Here is a 19,818-nt window from a genome sequence, read left to right on the forward strand (position 1 = left end):
GGTCCCGAAGGCAAGGCGGTTCCCCATGTTGGTCAGCGTAGGTCAGTTCAGTCCGGGCGGCGACGTCCAGGCCAACCTGGCGGTGATGCGGTCACTGGCGGAGAAGGCCCGGGCCGAAGGATCCGAACTCATCGTGTTCCCGGAAGAGTCGATGTTCAGCATCGGCAAGGTGGACGGTCCGCTGGCAGCAGCCGTGGAAGCCGGATGGAGCACCTTCGTGCAGCGGCTGTCCCTGGCCGCGGCGGAACTTGGCATCGCCGTCGTCGCCGGAGGGTACGAACCCTCCGGGGAGGAGCGTCCCTACAACACGCTGGTGGCCATCGAAGCGGATGGCCGGATTGCGGCCACGTACCGCAAACTGCATCTCTATGATGCGTTCAGCTACTCCGAGTCCACCCGAATCAAGCCGGGAGACCGGGGTATCCAGGTGGTTGAATTTGGCGGGCTCCGGGTTGGCCTGATGACCTGTTATGACCTGCGTTTTCCGGAACTGGCCCGGGCGCTGGCGGTGCAGGGTGCGGACCTGCTCGCCGTCCCGGCAGCCTGGTTCAAGGGTGAGCACAAGATCGAGCACTGGGAAACCCTGCTGAAGGCACGCGCCATCGAGAACACGGTGTGGGTGGCCGCGGCCGGCACGGCAAGCGGACACACCATCGGCCACTCCGCGATCCTGGATCCGATGGGAGTGCCGCAGGTGTTCCTCGGCCAGGAAACCGAAGCCGTGGCAACGGCCGAGGTGGTGCGGACCAGGATCGAGGAAGTCCGTGAGTTTCTTCCGGTGCTGGCCAACCGGCGGTTCTCGGTGGCCGAGGAGATCGCGCCCTAGCTCCGGTCCGTTCCCGCGTTGGCGGCCGGTTCGGGCAGGTCGATGGGCTTGTGCCCTTCGTCCTTAACCAGGAAGCGGTAGGCGGCGAGCATCAGGAGCAGCCACACCACGCCAACGGCCAGGGCGGTACGTCCGGGGCCGGTAAATGCAAGGATCACCGTCACCAGTGCCATGAAGCCCAGGACGACGTAGTTCAGCACCGGCCAGCCGGGGAACGCGAAACCGGCCGACGGCGTACCGTTCCGCCGCATCTGACGGCGCATCCCGTGGTGGCTGAGGAGGATTGAGGACCAGGTGAAGATCGTGGCGAAGGTGGCGGTGGAGGCCACCACCAGGAACAGCTGTTCCGGAATCCAGAGGAAGAGGCCCAGCCCCGCGATCAGGCTCGCCATGATGATGGCTATGGGCCACACCGGCACGCCGTAGCGCGAGACATTGGTGAAGCCCTTCGGGGCGTGTCCCTGCTCGGCCAGGCCGTACATGGTCCGCGAGGTTGCGTAGAAGATCGAGTTCATCGCGGACAGGGCGGCGGTCAGCACCACGGCATTGATCACGTGTTCGGCGTACGGGATGCCTATCCCGGCGAAGACCTGCACGAAGGGGCTGCCTTCAGACCCGATCCGGTCCCACGGGAACAGGCAAAGCATCACGCCGAGGGACAGGACGTAAAAGAGCAGGATGCGCACCGGAACGGTATTCACGGCTTTGGGGATGGCCCGCTGCGGGTCCCCGGTTTCGCCGGCAGTGACGCCGAGGGTCTCGATCCCGCCGAAGGAGAACACTACGATTCCAAGGCTCATGACGATGCCCCACACACCAAAGGGCGCGAATCCGCCATGGTCTACCAGGTGGTTGACGCCGGGTTCGTAGCCGCCGGTGCTGACGCCGAAGACAATCAGGTACAGCCCGCCGGCAATCATCGCGATGATGGTGGAGACCTTGATCAGCGTGAACCAGAACTCCATCTCGCCAAAGACGCTGACCCGCATGAGGTTCAGTCCGCCGATCAGGAGCATCGCTGCGACCATCCAGACCCATCCCGGTGTATCCGGGAACCAGAGGCTCATGTACATGCTCACAGCTGTCATGTCCGCGACCGCCACGATGATCATCTCGAACGCGAAGGTCCAGCCGGTGAGGAAACCCATGCGCGGACCGAGGTAGCGGCCGGCGTACTGGGAGAAGGAACCTGCCACCGGATGGCGGACGGCCATTTCTCCCAGGGCGCGCATGACCAGGAAGACAGCGCACCCGGCGATGATGTAGGCAATCAGGACGGCGGGGCCGGCGGCCTGGATGGTTTCGGAGGACCCATAAAACAGCCCCGTTCCGATCGCGGACCCAAGGGCGATGAAGCGAATGTGCCGCAGCGAGAGGCCGCGCTTTAGATCTGTGTGGTGAGGCGTGGTGCTGGGCATGATCTTCCTGGCCGGGCCTCCGGGGCCCGGTATTGCTGGATGGGAGCGGGCAGGAGGGTGTCGATGGCCTGCCCGGAGCGGATCCGCCGGGAAAGGACGGACCGCCGTCAAGTCTTCCACACTCTCCTCCGAAGGCTCTGGGAACAGTTTCCGGAAAACTTTCCCGGAAACCGCATAACCTTTCGGCCGTTCCGGGCGATTACGTAGGTGTAATGGCCGCGCCGGAGCTCATCCCCCCAACGAGCTGCGGCGCGGCCATCTCCTGAGCAGGACCAGCCTGGGCGCGGTACGATTTGGTTCGCCCCAACGTCCCAGATCGAAGGATCCCGCCTTGGCTGACCCGCTGACAGAGCCACTGGTCTCTGCGGCGCGGAAAAACGACCCGGCGGCTCTGCGGGCGGTTTACGAGTCGCTGGCGCCCGCAGTCCTCGGTTATCTCCGGGCCAAGGGCTGCGAGGATCCTGAGGCACTGACACAGGACGTTTTTCTGACGGTTTTTTCAAGGATTTCCACGGTCAGGGGCGGTGCCGCTGGGCTGCGCACGTTCGCTTTTTCGGTAGCCCATGCCCGGCTGGTGGATGACCACCGCCGGCGTGAGCGCCAGCCCTCACCTGCTCCGTATGATCCGCAGCTCGACACCAGATCCACCGGTTCGGCAGAAGACGCGGTTCTTCAATCCGGGCTGGTGGCGGCGCAGATGCTGGACGGGCTAACCGCCGCACAGCGGGAAGTCCTCCTGCTGCGGGTAGTGGCGGACCTGTCGCTGCAGGAATCGGCGGAAATCATGGGGAAGACGGTCAATACCGTCAAGCAGCTTCAGAGACGGGCGCTCCTGGCGCTTCGGGAACAGATCGCAGGGAAGGAGGCTGCGGAAGATGACAAGGAAGATCAACAGCACGTCCAGCAACCCCGGTGACGCAGAAGCAGTCCGGCGCCTCCTGGCGGAATCCGGCGCAGAGGACGCCCGTGAGCTGGGCGACGCGCTGCTGCGCCTGCGGAGTGAAGCCCGCGCACCTGCCCCTGAGCCGTCCCCGGAGCTGGCCGCATTCTTCACGCGGGGGGTGACACCCCTCAAGAAGATCTCACGCCGGCGGGGCTATCTGCTTGGCGGCGCGATCATCGCGGCCATGGCCGCCGGCACCACCGGAGTCGCGGCCAGCAACGGCGGCCTGTGGATCACTGCCGAAGACGCCCACGACGTGCCTGCGCCCGTGGAGTACGAGCAGGTTCCCGCTGCGGAACCGGCCCCACCGGCTGAACCTGAACCTGCGCCGCCTCCTGCCCTTCCCTCAGCTCCTGTGGAGACTGCCCCGGCACCGGCGGTGACCCCGGTGCCGGCCGAGCCGGCGCGTGAAGAAGCCGGACAGCAGACCGGTCAGCCAGCCGAACCCGGGAACAACGACGGCGGCATCCCCGGCCGTGGAAGCGAACCAGGCCGTGACGGTTCCTTTCAGGGATCCAAAGACCAGGACAGCCCGGGACGTTCGAATGTCAACGAGGGGCAGGGGCCCGGCAACAACAACGGGCATGGATTCGGCCGGGACAAAGGCCAGGACGGTCCGGGCCGCAGTGATGCCGGCGAGGACGGTAAGGACGGCAACCGCGGCGCGAACGCTTCCGGCCGCGGCTAGCACCCGCTTCGTCTACAAACGAGAGGCCAGTTATGGCCGGTTTCACGCGTGAAACGAGCCGTAACTGGCCTCTCGATGGTTCCGGGGCAGGGAAGAAGGCTACGCGGTGAGCTGGCGCTTGGAGGAAATCACCCCGGTGTTGAAGCCCGCCAGGTTCAGGCCGCCGTGGAACCGGGCGTGCTCAATCTTTACGCAGCGGTCCATCACCACATTCATTCCCGCGGCTTCGGCGTTCCGGGCAACTTCTTCATGCCAGGAGCCCAGCTGCAGCCAGAGCGTCTTGGCGCCCACGGCTTTGGCCTCTTCCAGTACCGTCGGCAGGTCATCATGCCGGCGGAATACGTCCACGATGTCCGGGGTCTCCGGGAGGTCCGCCAGTGAGGCGTATACCGGCTGGCCCAGGATTTCCTTGGCTACCGGGTTCACGAAGTAGACCTTGTACGGCGAGGAGGAGAGCAGGTAAGTGGCCACGAAGTAGGACGCGCGGGACGGCTTGTCCGAGGCCCCGACAATCGCGATCGACTTGGCCGAACGCAGCAGTGAAAGGCGTTCCGGGGCGCTGGGCCCCACCCAGGTGCGGTTCTCAGACATTGGCTGACTCCTCGGTTTCGAGCGGAATGCTGCAGGACGCAGCGTCTTCGGCGGCGGCGGGCGCCGCTCCTGCCGCGGCCGCGGTGAGTGCCTGGTCCAGGTCCCAGAGAATATCCTCCAGGTCCTCCAGCCCCACGGAGATACGCACCAGGTCCTCCGGCACGCCGCCGGCCGCAAGCTGCTCCGGTGAGAGCTGCTGGTGGGTAGTCGACGCCGGATGGATCACCAGGGTGCGGGAATCACCAATGTTGGCCAGGTGGGAAGCGAGCTGCAGGGCCTCGATGAACGCCTGTCCGGCGGCACGGCCGCCCTTCACGCCGAAGCTGAAGACGGATCCCGGTCCCTTGGGCAGGTACTTCTTGGCGCGCCCGTGGTGCGGGTGGGATGCCAGGCCCGCGTAGGACACCCAGGCGACGCGGTTGTCCGCCTGAAGCCATTTGGCCACCGCCTGGGCGTTGCGCAGGTGCTCGTCCACGCGCTGGGCCAGGGTTTCAACGCCCTGCAGCAGCTGGAACGCGGACTGGGCGGAAAGCGTGGGCCCGATGTCCCGCAGCTGCTCGGAGCGCAGCTTGGTCAGGAACCCGTACTCGCCGAAGTTCCCCCACCAGGAGATGTTGCCGTAGGAGGCAACCAGCTCGGTCATGGCCGGGAACTTGCCGTTGCCCCAGTCGAAGGTACCGGCTTCCACGACGACGCCGCCCAGGGTGGTGCCGTGCCCGCCGATGAACTTGGTGGCGGAGTGGATCACAATGTCCGCACCGTGCTTGAACGGCTGCACCAGGTAGGGCGTGCTCAGGGTGGCGTCGAGGATGAGCGGCACGCCGGCGTCGTGCGCCACTTTTGCCAGGCCCTCGATGTCGGTGACCTCGCCGCTCGGGTTGGCGACAACTTCCGCGTACACGGCCTTGGTGTTCTCCTGGATGGCCGCCGCGTAGTCCGCCGGGTCCGTGCCGGGAACGAACGTGGTTTCGATGCCGAACCGGCGCAGCGTCACATCCAGCTGCGTGACAGTGCCGCCGTACAGCTGCGACGCGGCCACAATGTGATCGCCGGAGGAACAGATGGCCGCGAAGGTGACGAATTCGGCGGACATGCCCGACGCCGTTGCCACCGCGCCGATTCCACCCTCAAGGGAGGCGATGCGCTCCTCGAACGCGGCGACCGTTGGATTGCCGATCCGGGAGTAGATGTTTCCGTACTTCTGCAGCGAGAAGAGGTTGGCGGCGTCGGCGGTGTCCTTGAAGACGAAGGACGTCGACTGGTAGATGGGAACGGCACGGGCGCCGTGGATGGCGTCGGGCGTTCCGCCGGCGTGCAGGGCGCGGGTACGGAATCCGAACTGGCGGTCACTCATGGACTGAGTGCTCCTTCCTTGGGGGAACCGCGGGTAAGCGGTTCGCCAATGGTTGCTTTATTGGGTGCTGGATACCAACAATGTTGAGGACAGTTGCGGCGAGGCAATCCTGGGAGCGGGCATGGACGAGTACGTCATTGTGGTTGAGACCGGATACAAACTGGCGTCCGCGAACCACAAGATCACCCCCACCGAACCGATGACCCGCCTTGAAGCCGAGCAGATGTTCACCGAGATGATGGACGGCGGGCATCCCGAACTGCTGCCCGAGAAGCACGACACATCGTTCCTGGAGGTCTCTCCCATTGAGTTCCTGCGGCTGCACCGCGCCATGGGCGGCGCGGTGGAACTGGACCGGGTGACCCTTGCCCGGGTTCACGGAGCTGCGCACTAGGCTGTGCTTCCGGTCCGCCGCGCCTCGCAGACGGCATGGATCGCGGGAATGCAGGGTTCGTTTTGCAGGCTGGTGGTGTCCCCGAGCGTGGTTCCTTCGAACAGCTGGGTCAGCAGGCGCCGCATGATCTTTCCCGAGCGGGTCTTGGGCACATCCGGAACCGTGACGACGGCGGCAGGCTTGGCAATCGGGCCGATCTCCTTCGCGACGTGGGCGCGCAGCTGCGCGGTCACGGTTTCTGCGTCCTGCGGTGCGGCCTCGGTGAGGACCACGAACGCGGCGATGGCGTGCCCGGTCTTCGGATCGGCCACCGGGCAGACCCCGGCTTCGACCACCCAGGGATGGGAGACCAGCGCGGACTCGATCTCGATTGTGGAGAGCCGGTGTCCGGAGACATTCAGGACGTCGTCCACCCGCCCCAGGATCCAGGTGTCGCCGTCGTCGTCGTAGCGGGCTCCGTCCCCGGCCAGGAACCAGCCCTGCTGCGCGTACTGCCGCCAGTAGGAGGAGAGGTAGCGCTGAGGATCGCCCCAGCAGGTGCGGGCCATGGACGGGCCGATCCGGTCCACCACAATGAAACCCTGCACGTTCGGGGGCACGTCCCCGCCGTGCTCGTCGACGATCCGGGTGGAAACGCCGGGCAGGGCGCGGGAGGCGCAGCCGGGCTTGAAGACGGTGTCCGTCTGGCGCGGGGAGAGGATGGTGGCGCCGGTTTCGGACTGCCACCAGGTGTCGATTACGGGAACTTCGCCTCGGCCGATGTTCTCCCGCATCCAGCGCCAGGCTTCCGGGTTCACGGCTTCGCCCACGGTGCCCAGCAGCCGGATGGAGGACAGGTCCCAGGTGTCCGGCACGCCGTCGGGGAACCACCCCATCAGGGAGCGCACCAGGGTGGGGGCGGTGTAATAGCTGGTGACCCGATAGCGTTCGATGATTTCGAAGTGCCGGCCCGGGTGCGGGGTGTTGGGCGTGCCCTCGAAGATCACCTGGGTGACGCCGTTGGAGAGCGGCCCGTAGATTTCGTAGGTGTGGGCAGTGACCCAGGCCAGGTCCGCAGTGCACCAGTGGACGTCAGCTTCGCGGGCGGATTCGTCCGGGTTGGCGAACAGGAACTCGTAGCTCCAGGACGCCTGGGTGAGGTAGCCGCCCATGGTGTGCACCAGGCCCTTGGGTTTTCCCGTGGTGCCGGAGGTGTACATGATGAACAGCGGAGTCTCGGCGTCGAACGCCTCCGGTTCGTGGACGTCGGAAGCGGTGTCCACCGTCTCGTGCCACCAGATGTCCCGGCCCTCGGTCCAGGCGATGTCCGAGCCGGTGCGCCGGATGACCAGCACATGCTCGATAGCGTTGTCCCCGGAAACCGCCTCATCCGCGTTGTCCTTGACCGGGACGGCGGCGCCGCGGCGGAACTGGCCGTCCGTGGTGACCAGCAGCTTGGCGCGGGTGTTCTCCACCCGGAACTTCAGGGCCTCGGCGGAGAAGCCGCCGAAGACCAGCGAATGGATGGCTCCAATCCGTGCGCAGGCCAGCGTGATGATGATGGTTTCGGCGATGACGGGGAGGTAGATGACCACCCGGTCGCCTTTTTCGATGCCGAGGGCCAGCAGGGCGTTGGCCGCCTTGGAGATCTCCTTCTGCAGCTGGGCATAGGTGATGCTGCGGCGGTCGCCCGGTTCGCCCTCGCAGTGCAGCGCCACCTTGTCCCCGCGCCCGGCGGCCACGTGCCGGTCCACGCAGTTCACCGCGACGTTCAGCCTGCCGCCGGCGAACCATTCGATTTCCGGGACGGTGTATTCGGCGTCGGCTTCCGGAACCTCCGGGCCGCTGAGCCGCTGCGGGGCACTGAAGGTGTGGGCCGTGTGCCACGGCTGATCCCACTGCAGGCGGCGGGCTGCGTCCTCCCAGAACGCTATCCGCTCAGCCTCGGAGGCGAACTCCGGTTCGGCCGGACTCTGGAGTGCTGTGCCTACGCCCACTTCTTCACTGCCCACTTTTCTGCGACGCCCAGCAGGGCATCAGTTGTCTTGCCAATTACTGCCAGCAGCACGATCGCCAGGAACATGCGGTCGGTGCGGCCGTTGTTCTGCGAGTCGGTGAGCAGGAAGCCCAGTCCCATGGAGGACGCGATCAGTTCCGCGGCTACCAGGAAGAGCCAGGACTGGGCCAGCGCCAGCCGCAGCCCGGAAAAGACAGCCGGGACGACGGCGGGCAGCTGCACGGTGGTGAGCAGCTTCAGGCCCTTGAGGCCGAACGCTCTCGCGGCTTCCACGAGGTTCTTGTCCACATGCCGCAGGGCCAGGGAGACCGTGGTGAAGACCGGGAAGAACGCGCCGATGGTGATCAGCGTGACCTTTGAATCCTCGCCGATGCCCATCCAGAGGATCAGCAGCGGCACCAGGGCCAGGGACGGAACGGCACGCACGGCGCCGAACAGCGGGCCGAGCAGGACGTCGGCCAATTTGGACAGGCCCAGCAGGGCGCCGAGGATCAGCCCCAGGACGGCACCGAGTGCGAAGCCGGTGAGGACGCGCTGGGTGGAAATGGCGATGTGCGTGCCGAGCTCGCCGCGCTCAAACAGGTCCGCCGCGGAGGTCAGCACGGCGCCGGGAGAGGGCAGCTGCACGGCGCTGAACACGCCGAGGACGGACACCAGCTGCCAGAGGCCCAGCAGCAGGACGGGAACCACCAACCCCAGCGCCACACGGGCCCAGGACCGGGACAGGATGCCGCCGGAGCCGGCCTTCCGGACAGGTGCCGGCGCCGCGGGCAGCGTGGCCGGGGGGCCCTGCACGCCGCCTGGAGCGGCAGAGCTGCCGGTCAGGTAGGAGCTGCTCATCAGGAGTCCTTGATGGTTTCCGCGTTGGCCTTCTGCACGAAGGTGTCATCTAGCAGGGAGGCCACGGCGTCGTCGATCGCCTTCTGGTTGGCGACGTCGCCGGTTTCGACGAAGACCGGACCAACCTTCTCCAGGACCTTGCGCTGCGCATCGCCCGGGGCGGGATCGACGTCTAGGTTGCTGCGTTCTAGGATGACGGTGCGCGCCACCTCAAGGTCAAGGCCGGCGACGTCGGCGAGGATCTGCGCGGTTTCCTCGGGGTTCTCCGCGGCCCAGGCACGGGCCTTCTCATAGGCGTCCACAACGGTTTGGGCCAGTTCCGGCTGTTCCTCGAGGAAGGACTCGGTGGCGTTCAGGAAGCCGTAGGTGTTGAAGTCCAGGTTCCGGTAGAGGAACTTCGCCCCGGCCTGCTCGGCTCCGGCCATGATCGGATCCAGGCCTGACCAGGCATCCACCGAACCATTCTCGAGGGCGGTGCGGCCGTCGGCGTGCTGCAGGTTCTCCACCGTCACGTCGGAGGTGCTCAGACCGGCTTCCTCCAGCGCCTGGACCAGGAAGAAGTACGGGTCGGTGCCCTTGGTGGCTGCCACTGACTTGCCGGCCAGGTCCGCCGCGGAGGTGATGTCCGAGTCCGGGGAGACCAGGAGTCCGGCCCATTCCGGCTGCGAGTAGATGCTGATGGTCTTGATCGGCGATCCGTTGGAGCGGGCCAGCAGGGCTGCCGAACCGGCGGTGGAGCCGACGTCGATCGCTCCGGCCCGCAGGGCCTCGTTGGCCTTGTTGGAACCGGCGGACTGCACCCAGTTGACCTCCACGCCCTGCTCGTCGAGGGTGGCTTCGAGCCAGCCCTGCTCCTTGATGACCAGGGAGAGCGGGTTGTACGTGGCGAAGTCGATGTTCAGGGTGCCGCCGTCGGCCGCCTCATTGGCGGCTGCGCCGGAGGAATCCTCGCCGGCCACGCAGCCGGTCAGGGCCAGCGAGACGGCGGCGGCGGTGGCTGCCAGTGCGGTGAGCGGGCGGCGGGAGAAACGCGAACGGCTGTTCATGGGGATTCCTTCGAGACGGGTGGAACAGAAAATGTGGGGTCGGTGCAGCTTGGTGCGGGCACAATGCGTCCGCGGACTAGCACGGGATGTGGCCCGGACGGGGGAGGCGTGGGCGCTCTAGTGGCGGTCGACGCCGAGGCTCGCCAGGAGCTCGCCGCGCATTCGGGCAAGCTCGGCAGAGGCACGGTCCCGCGGACGGGCACCGGGCACGGTGATGGTCTGGGTAATGGTGGCGCCGGGTTTGCCCGTCTCGCGGCCCAGCACAATGATCCGGTCAGCCAGCTGCAGGGCTTCATCGACGTCGTGCGTGACCAGCAGGACGGTGGCCGGAGCCGCGCGGTGCACATCCAGCAGCAGGTCCTGCATCTTCAAACGGGTCAGGGCATCGAGGGCACCGAACGGCTCATCCAGCAGCAGGACACCCGGTTTACGGGCGAGCGCCCGGGCCAGCGAGGCCCGCTGGGCCATGCCGCCGGATACGGCGCGCGGCTGGTGCTTGGCGAAGCTGTCCAGCTCCACCAGCTTGAGCAGCTCGGAGACCTTGGCCTTGCCCTCGGAGGCGCTGGTGCCCTTCGGCAGGCCGATCGCCACATTGGCCTGCAGTGTCTGCCACGGCAGCAGCCGGGGTTCCTGGAAGGCGACGGCGCAGCGGTCGTCAATGCCGTGGACGGCGGTCCCGTCGATCAGCACCCGGCCGGTGGAAGCGGCGTCGAGCCCCGCAGTGGCGCGCAGCAGCGTGGACTTGCCGCAGCCGCTGGAGCCCAGGATCGCCAGGACTTCGCCGGGACGGACTTCGAAGTTGATGTCGCGGAGCACCACGTGGGCGTCTGCGCCGGAGCCGAAGCTGCGGCCAACGCCGTCGAACGTCACGGACAGGGCGGTGTCCGGAGCGGTGCGCGCAGCAGCGGACACGGCGTGGGACCCAGAGGACAGTACAGCAGTCATTGAACACTCCATCGGTCCTGGCAGTAGCACCCTACGGAAAACGTCCTGTGCCGAAAGCCGGCCTCCTGCGACGTCCACCTCGCTATCGCAGTGCCTCAAGGAGGAAGCACTACGACCAGGGTTGCTGCGGCTTCACTGATCCAGGTCTCTCAGCCGCTCGGGATGGTCAAGACCCAACTAAACGCCCTGGAGCCCGTTTCCGGCAAGTCCGGCGTAACATTTCGAATCCCGCTCCTTTTCCATCGAGATAGCAGAAACTGCACGTTACAGCGCTGAAACGTGCAGTTTCTGTCATCTCGATGGTGGTGAGGGGAGGGATGCACGACGGCGGCCGTTACGCTCCGTGACGGGTGTGGGTTGCGCTCACCCCGTGGTCCCGGCGCATACTGGGCGCGCAGGATCATGAGTCCCAACGTGAAGCTCTGGCTGGTTGGGCGGCAACCCTCTCCCGTAGCGGGGTGCCCCAGATGACGATCCGGTCGACCGGCAAGACCGCCGGCGGCAAGTACGGCGCCCCGCGCGGCGTCCCGCACGCATAAGGACACTCATGGCCACCACGCCCGCCCGCCAGATCCGCTTCAATGCCTTCGACATGAACTGCGTTGGCCACCAGTCACCTGGACTCTGGCGCCACCCCGAAGACCGCTCCGCGGACTACACCAAGCTCAGCTACTGGACGCACCTGGCGCAGACCTGCGAACGCGGCCTGTTCGACGGGATCTTCATCGCCGACGTGCTGGGCACCTATGACGTCTACGGCTCCTCCAACGACGCGACGCTGCGCCAGGGCACGCAGGTGCCGGTCAACGATCCGCTGCTGCTGGTCTCCGCGATGGCCCTGGTGACCGAAAACCTCGGCTTCGGCGTCACCGCCGGCACCGCCTACGAGCATCCGTACCCGTTCGCGCGCCGGCTCTCCACGCTGGACCACCTCACCGACGGGCGGGTGGGCTGGAACGTGGTGACCGGCTACCTGCCGTCCGCGGCACGGAACATGGGCCAGGAAGACCAGCTGGAACACGACGAGCGCTACAACCACGCGGACGAATACCTTGAGGTGGTCTACAAGCTGCTTGAGGGCTCCTGGGAAGACGGCGCCGTGGTCCGGGACCGGGAAGCCGGAGTGTTCACCGATCCCGCCAAGGTCCACGGCATCAACCACGAGGGCAAATACTTCAAGGTCCCCGGAATCCACATTTCCGAGCCCTCGCCGCAGCGCACCCCGGTGATCTACCAGGCCGGCGCTTCGCCGCGGGGCGTCGCCTTCGCAGCGGAGAACGCCGAAGCGGTGTTCGTGGGCGCTCCCACCCCGGAGAAGCTGAAAGCGACCGTCACCAGGATCCGGGACGCCGCTGAGGCTGCCGGCCGGGACCGGCACTCAATCCGGATCTACACCCTGCTGACCATCATCACCGCCGCCACGGCCGAGGAAGCAGAGGCCAAACACCAGGACTACCAGCGCTACACCAGCGACGAAGGCGCCCTGGCGCTGCTGTCCGGCTGGATGGGCGTTGACCTCTCCACGTACAACCTCGACGAGCCCCTGGGAGCCGTGCAGTCCAATGCCATCCAGTCAGCGGCTGCGAACTTCCAGAAGGTGAACGACGACGGCGCGCCGTGGACGGTGCGGGACATCGCCGCCAGCGCGGGAATCGGCGGCCTGGGTCCCCGCCTGGTCGGCTCCGGCGCGGAGGTCGCGGAGGAGCTGATCCGCTGGGTGGAGGAAACCGACGTGGACGGTTTCAACCTCGCCTACGCCGTCACACCCGGCACCTTCGAGGACGTGGTGGAATTTGTGGTGCCCGAACTGCAGAAACGCGGTGCCTACCCCACGGAGTACGCTCCGGGAACGCTGCGGAACAAGCTCTTCGGTGCCGGTGACAAGCTGCCGGAAGATCACCGCGGCGCGAAGTTCCGGCTGGCCGCCGTCACCGGCTAGCAGCCAGGGGCGGCTACCCTCGTCTGCATGATGAACAAGCCGAACGCACGTCTCCTCAGCCTCAACGTCACCGCCAAGCGGGCGCGCGCCCGCGGTGAGATGGTGGTGGGGGTCCCCGTATTCCAGCTGCCGCCCGCCGTGGAAAGGGCCGTCGCCAGACTCCCGCGCATGACGCTGACCGGGGTGTGGCAGGAACGGGCCGAGCTGATGGCCGGCACCACGTGGAAAACCTTCGGCGAGGACATCGTGCTGACGTTTGAACCTGCAGATGAGTCCACCACCCGGGTGGTAGCCGTGTCCAAACCGCACGTTGCCACCACCATCTTCGACTACGGGCAGGGCAAGGCAGACATCACGGCGGTCCTCACAGCTGTTGCGGCTGAACTGTGAGCCCCGGCGGGCGGCCATTGACCGGGTTCCCCGGCGCTCCTACCGTTGAGGGACCCGCAGCTTCCAGCTAAGGAGAACCCCATGGATCCATCAGCCGAAGCTTCAGGACGTGTGCTTTCCGCCGACGGAACACCCATCGCGTGGCAGCGCCGTGGGGAAGGCCCGCCGCTGGTGGTGGTGGACCCTGTGATGCTGGACCGGACCACTTCGGGGATGGCCGGTGTTGCCGAACTGCTGGCCGCCGGGCACACCGTTTACACCTATGACCGCCGGGGCAAGGGGGAGAGCGGGGACGGGGAGCAGTACACCCCCGAATCCGAGGTGGACGACCTGCTGGCGGTGGTGGAGACCGCGGGCGGTACGGCGGCCCTGCTGGGAACCTCCTCCGGTGCGGTCCTGGCGCTGAGGGCAGCCTCGGAGTCTGCCGTCATTTCGAGCGTGATCGCCGTGGAGCCGCCGCTCACCGAGGACTCTGCCGAAGATCCGGACATCCGCCCCGAGCTGGATGAGCTGCTTGCGGCAGGGGACCGGGCCGCCGCCGTCCGGTTGTTCCAGGAGTCCATCGGAGTGCCGGCGGAGATCATCGAGTCCTCGGACACGGGTCCGTTCGAGCCGGCGGCGCACACCATCTCCTATGACCTGACCCTGCTGCTGGAAACCGATGTGCGGTCCCTGACCGGGATCCGCGTGCCGGTGCTGGTGCTGGCGAGTTCCGGAAGCGATGACCGGCTGCGTGAATGGGCGCGCGAGACTGCCGAACTGCTGCCCGGGGGCTCGTTCCAGCTGCTGGAGGGAAGCTGGCACGGCCTGGATGACCAGACCCTGGCCGCCGCCGTCGACGCTTTCCTGGAATAAGCGCGGCTGGAATAGGCCCGGCGCCGGGCGCGTTTCCCCCAGAGCGTAGGCTGGGAGCCCTGCATCGACTTGAGGAGGTACCGCATGGCGCACCGCAACGATCCCGAGGTTATTGCCCGGCTGCTCACGTCCAAAGGCCGCTGGGCGGTAGTGGGTCTCTCGAACAACCCGGCCCGGCCCGCGGTGGGCGTTTCACGGTTTGTCCGGGATTCCCTGGGCATGGAGATCATTCCCGTGAACCTCTCCGGCCAGGCCTTTGACGGCCAGCAGGGCTACCGGAAGCTGGCGGAGATCCCCGGCCAGGTGGACGTTGTGGACTGCTTCGTGAACTCGGCCAAGGTGGGCAGCATCGTGGACCAGGCCATGGCGATAGGTGCCAAGGCCGTCTGGCTGCAGCTGGGAGTGGTGGACGAAGATGCCGCGGCGCGCGCCGTGCGTGCCGGACTCGACGTCGTCATGAATACCTGCCCGGTCATCGAGGCCGGGCGCTTCGGGCTCTAGTGCCCGAAGCCCGCGGGTGGGCTAGTTTCGCAGGTCCGCCGGAAGGGACCGGTGCGTCTTCCAAGCATGGAGCATCTGGTCCCTCGTGCCGCCGGGATGGGCTGCATGCCAGTCCCGCGAGAAGCGGTTGAGTTCAAACTGCGGGCCGATCGGCCGCGTGGCAGCGTCCCGGGTGGCGTGCCAGTGGTCCAGCGCGGCGGCCAGTGTTGCCGTTCCGTCGTTGGCAGCGAAGAACTCCCGCATGGGCGCATCGAACCTGAATCCGGGACCCAGGGCATTGACGAAGAATTCCCGCAGCACCTGGGTACAGGGATGTCCCGCCGGGATGACGGTGTGGATGGTCAGCGGAGGAACCAGACGCTCCCGGGGCGCGCGTGGCCGGGCGGCATCCGGAGGCAGCGGTGCGCCGGCCAGGAACGCGGCTATCCGCTCGGTGAGGTGGTCCTTCGAGCCGGCAGCGGATAATTCCTGCGCACGGGCAAATGCCTGCAGCTCTTCCTTCAGCCAGTACCAGCGGCGGAATTCCTCCGGCCCGAGCGAAGGGGCGAGGGCGGGGCGTTCCGTAGCTGTCACGTTCCCATCCTCGCGTACCGGCCGGAGAAACGGCGTTCCCGCGCCGCGTCCGGCCCAAGTGTTTTCAGGAGGTTCCGCGGAGGTCGGGACAGGACGCGCGGCGGACGTAACAAAACGGATTGTGACGCCGATGTACGTCACGCACTGACGCATTCGGACGTGCAGGGAAATGTTCTGGCCCCGCCGGGGCGCGGGCGGTTTAGATAGTGGCGTAACCATCCAGAGCGGCTGAGAGACCTGGCTCCGTGACGCCGCAGCAACCCCCTTCCGCGGGCAACCGCCGAAGCAGGGTGCTACCGCCAGGACCGATGGAGAAGCACCTGCTCTTATCCGGTCCGCGTTCCCCGTGCCCTGAGGCCCGGGAGCCGGCCCTTCCTGCAGAGTGCGCCTCTTCCCGGGCTTAGACCGCAGGAGGACAGCATGATCCGGATAGACAACGTCTCTACCGTCTTCGGGGGCGGTGAAACGACCTTCACCGCAGTGGACAACGTCAGCCTGTCCATTCCCACAGGAAGCATCCAGGGCATCATCGGCTTCTCCGGCGCCGGCAAGTCCACCCTGCTGCGCAACATCAACCTGCTGGAACGGCCCACCGCCGGCCGGGTGCTCGTGGACGGCGCAGACCTCACACAGCTGGCCGACCGCGAGCTGCGCGAGGCCCGGCATGAGATCGGCATGATCTTCCAGCACTTCAACCTGCTCAACAACCGCACCGCAGTGCAGAACGTCGAACTGTCGCTGAAGTTCGCCGGAGTGAAGAGCGCCGCCGAACGGCGCACCCGGGCACTGGAGGCGCTCGCCGTCGTCGATCTTTCGGAGAAGGCGGACACTTACCCGGCCAAGCTTTCCGGCGGGCAGAAGCAGCGCGTGGCCATTGCCCGAGCCCTGGCTACCCGGCCCAAGGTGCTGCTGTGCGATGAGCCGACCTCCGCCGTCGACCCGCGGACCACGGCTTCGGTGCTGCAGTACCTCAGCGACGTCAATGCCCGGTTCGGCATCACGATTGTGGTGGTGACCCACGAAATGAACGTCATCAAGGCCATCGCGGACAACGTGGCCGTCATGGAGGAGGGCCGGGTGGTGGAGCAGTTCGCGCTCGCGGAACTGGACCGCCTCGGTTTTACGCCGTCCACGGCGATAGGCCGGTACCTCATCTCGGATGAGATCAGCCTGGACCGCGCCGCCCGGGAAGGAGCCCGCGTTGCTTGAGCGTATTGCCGAAGTCTGGCCGGAACTGCTCGCTGCCCTGGGACAGACCGGCACCATGCTGCTGGTGGCTATTCCGCTGGCGGTACTGATCGGCACCCCGCTGGGGGTTCTCATCTACGCGCTCGGCCCGGACGGCCTGAGCCACAAGCCGCGGCTTCACCGGATCCTGGACTCGCTGGTGAACCTGGTGCGGTCCTTTCCGTTCCTGATCCTGCTGATAGCCATCATCCCGTTCACCCGGTTCGTGGTGGGAACCACCATCGGCACCGCAGCCGTGATCGTCCCGCTGACCATTAACGCCATCCCCTACTTCGCCCGCTTCGTGGAACAAAACATCATCGCGCTCGGCGGCGGCGTGGTGGAAGCGGCCCGGTCCATGGGAGCCTCCCGCGGACAGATCGTGCGGGACGTCCTGCTGGTCGAAGCCCGTCCGGCGCTGATCAGCTCCATCACCATCATGACCGTCAGCTTCATCTCCTACTCCGCGATGGCCGGCCTGGTGGGAGGCGGCGGAATCGGCGATTTCGCCATCCGGTACGGCTACTACCGCTATGAGACCGGGCTGATGCTCACCGCCATCGTGCTGATGGTCCTGCTGGTCCAGGCCGTGCAGCTGGGCGGTTCCTGGCTCTCCCGCCGCGCTGACAAGCGCCTCTAACTTCTATCGAAAGCTTTGCCATGACTATTCCAAGTACCCGTTTTGCCGGGCCGCGACCACGCCTGCTGCTGAACGCCTTCCTGATGAACACCACCAGCCACATCCGCGGCGGGCAATGGCGGCACCCGGACGCCGAACAGCACCGCTTCAACGAGCTGTCCTTCTGGACGGACCTGGGCCGCCAGCTGGAAGCCGCGAAGTTCGACGCCCTCTTCTTCGCCGACGTCGTAGGCCTGTACGGCAACCACGACGGCGGGTGGGCCTCCCATGTGCGCCGCGGCCTGCAGGTGCCGGCCAACGACCCGCTGCTGCTGCTCGCCGCGCTCTCCGGCGCCACCCGGGATATTGGCCTGGCAGCGACGTCGTCCGTGGTGCAGAGCCACCCGTTCCAGTTCGCCCGGCAGCTCTCCACGCTGGACCACCTCTCGGGCGGCCGGGCAGGCTGGAACATCGTCACGTCCGTACTGGAGAACGCGCACCGCAACTTCGGCGGCGACGGGCTCACCGAACACGACCGGCGCTATGACTGGGCGGACGAATATACCGACGCCGTCTACAAGCTCTGGGAAGGGTCCTGGGATGAGGGCGCGTTCCTCCAGGACAAGGACGCCGGTGTCCACGCGGACCCGGACAAGGTCCACAAGATCCACCACCGCGGCGAGCGGTACTCGATTGACGGCCCGCACCTGAGCTCACCGTCCCCGCAGCGCACCCCGGTACTCTTCCAAGCCGGCAGCTCCGGGCGGGGGCAGCAGTTCGCAGCCTCCAACGCCGAGGCAACCTTCATCTTCGCGCCCAACCCTGCCCACGCCGCGAAGGTTGCAGCCGGAGTCCGGGCCCGCGCCGTGGAAGCCGGACGGCTGCCGGATGACATCAAGGTGTTCACCGGCCTGTCCTTTGTGGTGGGCGGCTCCGAAGCCGAGGCGCAGCGCAAAAAGGCGGAGCTGGACGAGTTCCTGGACCTCGACGCCGTGATCGCCCATATTGGCGGCGGCCTGGGGATCGACCTCGGCGGGCTGGACCTGGATACCCCGCTTGGAGACGTGCAGACCGAAGGCGGGCGCGGCGTGCTGCAGGCCATCATCGACTCCACCCCGGGAGGAAACCCCACCCTGGCGGACGTCGCCCGGTACCGTACCGAAGCGCAGCAGATCACGGGCACCCCGGAACAGATTGCCGACGAACTTGAACGCTGGCAGGACGCCGGCGTGGACGGCATCAACATCATCAACGCCATCCTGCCCGGCTCCTACACGGACTTCATCGACGGGGTGCTGCCCGAACTGCGCAGCCGCGGCCTGGCCCAAAGTGAATACGCTCCGGGCACGCTGCGCGAGAAGCTTTTCGGCGCCGGTCCGCTGCTGAACGACCGCCACCGTGCCGCCGCATTCCGCGGAGCCTTTTCGAACACCCTTGCGACGTCAGGAGCCAACCGATGACCGCCAGCCTGCTCACCCGCTACGGCCATACCCCGGCCGCGGAGACGGCCCGCTGGTTCTCCGTCGCTGGCGAGGTCGCCGCAATCCTCGGCGCGGACGCCCTGGAACGTGACGCCGCCAACAAGCCGCCGTTCACGGAAGTCGAAATCCTCCGCCGGTCCGGGCTGCTGCCGCTGACCATTCCGGCCCGCTTCGGCGGTGCCGGAATCAGCTGGAGCACCGCGTTCGAGATCGTCCAGCGGGTGGCCCGGACGGACAACTCGATAGGCCAGCTGCTGGGCTACCACTACATTTTCCAGGCCTTCCCCTACATCGACCTGGATCCGGAGCGGGGTCAGGACCTCGCGGACGAGTGCCTGCGCCACCAGTGGCTCTGGTCCTCCACCGGTACACCCCAGGGTCCCCAGGCCACAGCCGTCCGCACGGAAGGCGGCTATCTGGTCACCGGAAGGAAACCGTTTGCCACCGGCAGCCGGGTGGCGGACAGAATCTATGCGAGGGCAGTGCTCGACGGCGGCGACAGGCTGGCGCTTGTCATCGACACCGCCTCCGAGGGAGTGGTGCGCCACGATGACTGGGACGTCCTGGGCTCCAGGCTCACTGCCACGAACACCATCGAGTTCCGCGACGTGTTTGTGCCGGACTCCGCGGTGATCACCAACCTGGGAACGCACGACGGCGAACGTCTTCCGCACCAGGTCCTCACCACACCGGCGTTCCAGCTGCTCTTCGCCCACGCGTACCTCGCCGCCGCGGAAGGCGCCGTCCTCGCCGCCCGGAACTACACCCTGGGCACCGCCCGGCCGTGGTTCCACGCGGAGGTGGCATCGGCGTCGGACGATCCGTTTATCCAGAATCACTACGGATCCTTCGCCGCCAGGCTCCAGGCGCTGGCCGCCGTCGTCGAGCAGGCCACCACCGCCCTGCAGTGGGCCTTTGACGCCGGGGACTCGCTCACCGCTGCGGACCGGGCCGGGGTCGCCGAACAGATCGCCGCCGCGAAGATCACCGCGCACGAGGTGTCGCTCGATGTCACGGCGCGGATCTTCGACGTCACCGGTGCCCGGGCAGCCGGAAGCAAGTACGGGTTCGACCGGTACTGGCGGGACGTCCGCACCCACACCCTGCATGACCCCGTCGCCTGGAAATACAACGAACTGGGCCGGTTCTTCCTCAATGGGACCGAACCGGTTCCCTCCGCCTACCGCTAAAC

General features: G+C 66.8%; 20 protein-coding genes and 2 riboswitches. Of the genes, 12 read left to right on the forward strand and 8 right to left on the reverse strand.

Translation table 11 applies throughout. The features are described from left to right. The first annotated feature begins 25 nt into the window (after window positions 1-25). On the forward strand, window positions 26-826 hold the full coding sequence (locus ITX31_RS11585; protein WP_194783482.1) for a carbon-nitrogen hydrolase family protein: 801 nt from the start codon (window positions 26-28) through the stop codon (window positions 824-826). On the opposite strand, the gene ITX31_RS11590 is transcribed toward ITX31_RS11585, so the two are convergent. Then, window positions 823-2,244 carry an amino acid permease gene (locus ITX31_RS11590; protein WP_194783483.1) on the reverse strand — a complete coding sequence of 474 codons (1,422 nt, stop codon included), beginning with the start codon at window positions 2,242-2,244 and terminating at the stop codon, window positions 823-825. The two genes, ITX31_RS11585 and ITX31_RS11590, sit on opposite strands and share 4 nt — an antisense overlap. Window positions 2,245-2,575: 331 nt before the next feature. Between ITX31_RS11590 and ITX31_RS11595 the strand changes: the two genes are divergently transcribed. Next, entirely contained in the window at window positions 2,576-3,160 is a 585-nt protein-coding gene (locus ITX31_RS11595; protein WP_194783484.1) for an RNA polymerase sigma factor, read from the forward strand. After that, entirely contained in the window at window positions 3,120-3,875 is a 756-nt protein-coding gene (locus ITX31_RS11600; RefSeq protein WP_194783485.1) for a hypothetical protein, read from the forward strand. The genes ITX31_RS11595 and ITX31_RS11600 overlap by 41 nt, the downstream gene beginning before the upstream one ends. A gap of 99 nt (window positions 3,876-3,974) precedes the next feature. On the opposite strand, the gene ITX31_RS11605 is transcribed toward ITX31_RS11600, so the two are convergent. Both ITX31_RS11605 and ITX31_RS11610 read right to left on the reverse strand, forming a co-directional pair. Next, complete coding sequence (locus tag ITX31_RS11605; protein WP_194783486.1) at window positions 3,975-4,466, reverse strand: CoA-binding protein; 492 nt, start codon at window positions 4,464-4,466, stop codon at window positions 3,975-3,977. Continuing rightward, the gene (locus ITX31_RS11610) at window positions 4,459-5,820 is read right to left on the reverse strand and encodes an O-acetylhomoserine aminocarboxypropyltransferase/cysteine synthase family protein (RefSeq protein WP_194783487.1); all 1,362 of its coding nucleotides are present in this window, start codon (window positions 5,818-5,820) and stop codon (window positions 4,459-4,461) included. The genes ITX31_RS11605 and ITX31_RS11610 overlap by 8 nt, the downstream gene beginning before the upstream one ends. 64 nt (window positions 5,821-5,884) lie before the next feature. On the opposite strand from ITX31_RS11610, the gene ITX31_RS11615 reads away from it, so the two are divergent. Beyond that, window positions 5,885-6,214 (forward strand): hypothetical protein, encoded by a 330-nt coding sequence (locus ITX31_RS11615; protein ID WP_194783488.1) that lies wholly within the window; start codon window positions 5,885-5,887, stop codon window positions 6,212-6,214. On the opposite strand, the gene acs is transcribed toward ITX31_RS11615, so the two are convergent. The 4 genes from acs to ITX31_RS11635 form a co-directional block, all read right to left on the reverse strand. Beyond that, window positions 6,211-8,190, reverse strand: coding sequence for an acetate--CoA ligase (gene acs / locus ITX31_RS11620; protein WP_323745662.1), 1,980 nt, complete (start codon window positions 8,188-8,190; stop codon window positions 6,211-6,213). The genes ITX31_RS11615 and acs overlap by 4 nt on opposite strands. Beyond that, on the reverse strand, window positions 8,181-9,050 hold the full coding sequence (locus tag ITX31_RS11625; RefSeq protein WP_194783490.1) for an ABC transporter permease: 870 nt from the start codon (window positions 9,048-9,050) through the stop codon (window positions 8,181-8,183). Before ITX31_RS11625 ends, acs begins: the two co-directional genes overlap by 10 nt. Then, window positions 9,050-10,096: an aliphatic sulfonate ABC transporter substrate-binding protein gene (locus ITX31_RS11630; protein ID WP_194783491.1), complete on the reverse strand. Its 1,047-nt coding sequence runs from the start codon at window positions 10,094-10,096 to the stop codon at window positions 9,050-9,052. Before ITX31_RS11630 ends, ITX31_RS11625 begins: the two co-directional genes overlap by 1 nt. A 117-nt stretch (window positions 10,097-10,213) precedes the next feature. Then, window positions 10,214-11,041, reverse strand: a complete 828-nt coding sequence (locus ITX31_RS11635) for an ABC transporter ATP-binding protein (RefSeq protein WP_194783492.1) — start codon at window positions 11,039-11,041, stop codon at window positions 10,214-10,216. Window positions 11,042-11,439: 398 nt separating this feature from the next. Further along, window positions 11,440-11,555, forward strand: a riboswitch (SAM riboswitch). A 33-nt stretch (window positions 11,556-11,588) separates the two neighbouring features. Here ITX31_RS11635 and ITX31_RS11640 point away from each other — a divergent pair. The 4 genes from ITX31_RS11640 to ITX31_RS11655 all read left to right on the forward strand — a co-directional run bounded on the left by ITX31_RS11640 (window position 11,589) and on the right by ITX31_RS11655 (window position 14,726). Beyond that, a complete protein-coding gene (locus ITX31_RS11640) occupies window positions 11,589-12,980 on the forward strand; it encodes an LLM class flavin-dependent oxidoreductase (protein ID WP_194783493.1) in 1,392 nt (463 codons plus the stop codon). A gap of 27 nt (window positions 12,981-13,007) precedes the next feature. Continuing rightward, window positions 13,008-13,370 (forward strand): hypothetical protein, encoded by a 363-nt coding sequence (locus ITX31_RS11645; protein WP_194783494.1) that lies wholly within the window; start codon window positions 13,008-13,010, stop codon window positions 13,368-13,370. A gap of 81 nt (window positions 13,371-13,451) precedes the next feature. Further along, window positions 13,452-14,225, forward strand: coding sequence for an alpha/beta fold hydrolase (locus ITX31_RS11650; protein WP_194783495.1), 774 nt, complete (start codon window positions 13,452-13,454; stop codon window positions 14,223-14,225). Between the two features lie 84 nt (window positions 14,226-14,309). Further along, a complete protein-coding gene (locus tag ITX31_RS11655) occupies window positions 14,310-14,726 on the forward strand; it encodes a CoA-binding protein (RefSeq protein WP_194783496.1) in 417 nt (138 codons plus the stop codon). A gap of 21 nt (window positions 14,727-14,747) precedes the next feature. Here the strand turns inward: ITX31_RS11655 and ITX31_RS11660 are convergent, their stop codons facing one another. Next, entirely contained in the window at window positions 14,748-15,299 is a 552-nt protein-coding gene (locus ITX31_RS11660) for a DUF6434 domain-containing protein (RefSeq protein WP_194783497.1), read from the reverse strand. Between the two features lie 212 nt (window positions 15,300-15,511). Continuing rightward, window positions 15,512-15,614: riboswitch (SAM riboswitch) on the forward strand. A gap of 105 nt (window positions 15,615-15,719) precedes the next feature. On the opposite strand from ITX31_RS11660, the gene ITX31_RS11665 reads away from it, so the two are divergent. Genes ITX31_RS11665 through ITX31_RS11680 form a run of 4 tightly spaced genes read left to right on the forward strand, consistent with a single transcriptional unit; the run spans window position 15,720 to window position 19,816 of the window. Next, a complete protein-coding gene (locus ITX31_RS11665; protein WP_194783498.1) occupies window positions 15,720-16,508 on the forward strand; it encodes a methionine ABC transporter ATP-binding protein in 789 nt (262 codons plus the stop codon). After that, window positions 16,501-17,166 (forward strand): methionine ABC transporter permease, encoded by a 666-nt coding sequence (locus tag ITX31_RS11670; RefSeq protein WP_194783499.1) that lies wholly within the window; start codon window positions 16,501-16,503, stop codon window positions 17,164-17,166. Before ITX31_RS11665 ends, ITX31_RS11670 begins: the two co-directional genes overlap by 8 nt. A 20-nt stretch (window positions 17,167-17,186) precedes the next feature. Continuing rightward, window positions 17,187-18,605, forward strand: a complete 1,419-nt coding sequence (locus ITX31_RS11675; protein WP_194783500.1) for an LLM class flavin-dependent oxidoreductase — start codon at window positions 17,187-17,189, stop codon at window positions 18,603-18,605. After that, entirely contained in the window at window positions 18,602-19,816 is a 1,215-nt protein-coding gene (locus ITX31_RS11680) for an acyl-CoA dehydrogenase family protein (RefSeq protein WP_194783501.1), read from the forward strand. The genes ITX31_RS11675 and ITX31_RS11680 overlap by 4 nt, the downstream gene beginning before the upstream one ends. Window positions 19,817-19,818: the final 2 nt, after the last annotated feature.

The organism is Arthrobacter gandavensis (assembly GCF_015355785.1).
Taxonomy (GTDB): Bacteria; Actinomycetota; Actinomycetes; order Actinomycetales; family Micrococcaceae; genus Arthrobacter_B; species Arthrobacter_B gandavensis_A.

Coding starts and splice junctions, on each gene's coding strand:
- ITX31_RS11585 (WP_194783482.1), top strand. CDS start 26: ATGTTGGTCAGCGTAGGTCAGTTCAGTCCGGGCGGCGACGTCCAGGCC.
- ITX31_RS11590 (WP_194783483.1), bottom strand. CDS start 2,244: ATGCCCAGCACCACGCCTCACCACACAGATCTAAAGCGCGGCCTCTCG.
- ITX31_RS11600 (WP_194783485.1), top strand. CDS start 3,120: ATGACAAGGAAGATCAACAGCACGTCCAGCAACCCCGGTGACGCAGAA.
- ITX31_RS11605 (WP_194783486.1), bottom strand. CDS start 4,466: ATGTCTGAGAACCGCACCTGGGTGGGGCCCAGCGCCCCGGAACGCCTT.
- ITX31_RS11610 (WP_194783487.1), bottom strand. CDS start 5,820: ATGAGTGACCGCCAGTTCGGATTCCGTACCCGCGCCCTGCACGCCGGC.
- ITX31_RS11625 (WP_194783490.1), bottom strand. CDS start 9,050: ATGAGCAGCTCCTACCTGACCGGCAGCTCTGCCGCTCCAGGCGGCGTG.
- ITX31_RS11630 (WP_194783491.1), bottom strand. CDS start 10,096: ATGAACAGCCGTTCGCGTTTCTCCCGCCGCCCGCTCACCGCACTGGCA.
- ITX31_RS11635 (WP_194783492.1), bottom strand. CDS start 11,041: ATGACTGCTGTACTGTCCTCTGGGTCCCACGCCGTGTCCGCTGCTGCG.
- ITX31_RS11640 (WP_194783493.1), top strand. CDS start 11,589: ATGGCCACCACGCCCGCCCGCCAGATCCGCTTCAATGCCTTCGACATG.
- ITX31_RS11645 (WP_194783494.1), top strand. CDS start 13,008: ATGATGAACAAGCCGAACGCACGTCTCCTCAGCCTCAACGTCACCGCC.
- ITX31_RS11650 (WP_194783495.1), top strand. CDS start 13,452: ATGGATCCATCAGCCGAAGCTTCAGGACGTGTGCTTTCCGCCGACGGA.
- ITX31_RS11655 (WP_194783496.1), top strand. CDS start 14,310: ATGGCGCACCGCAACGATCCCGAGGTTATTGCCCGGCTGCTCACGTCC.
- ITX31_RS11665 (WP_194783498.1), top strand. CDS start 15,720: ATGATCCGGATAGACAACGTCTCTACCGTCTTCGGGGGCGGTGAAACG.
- ITX31_RS11675 (WP_194783500.1), top strand. CDS start 17,187: ATGACTATTCCAAGTACCCGTTTTGCCGGGCCGCGACCACGCCTGCTG.
- ITX31_RS11680 (WP_194783501.1), top strand. CDS start 18,602: ATGACCGCCAGCCTGCTCACCCGCTACGGCCATACCCCGGCCGCGGAG.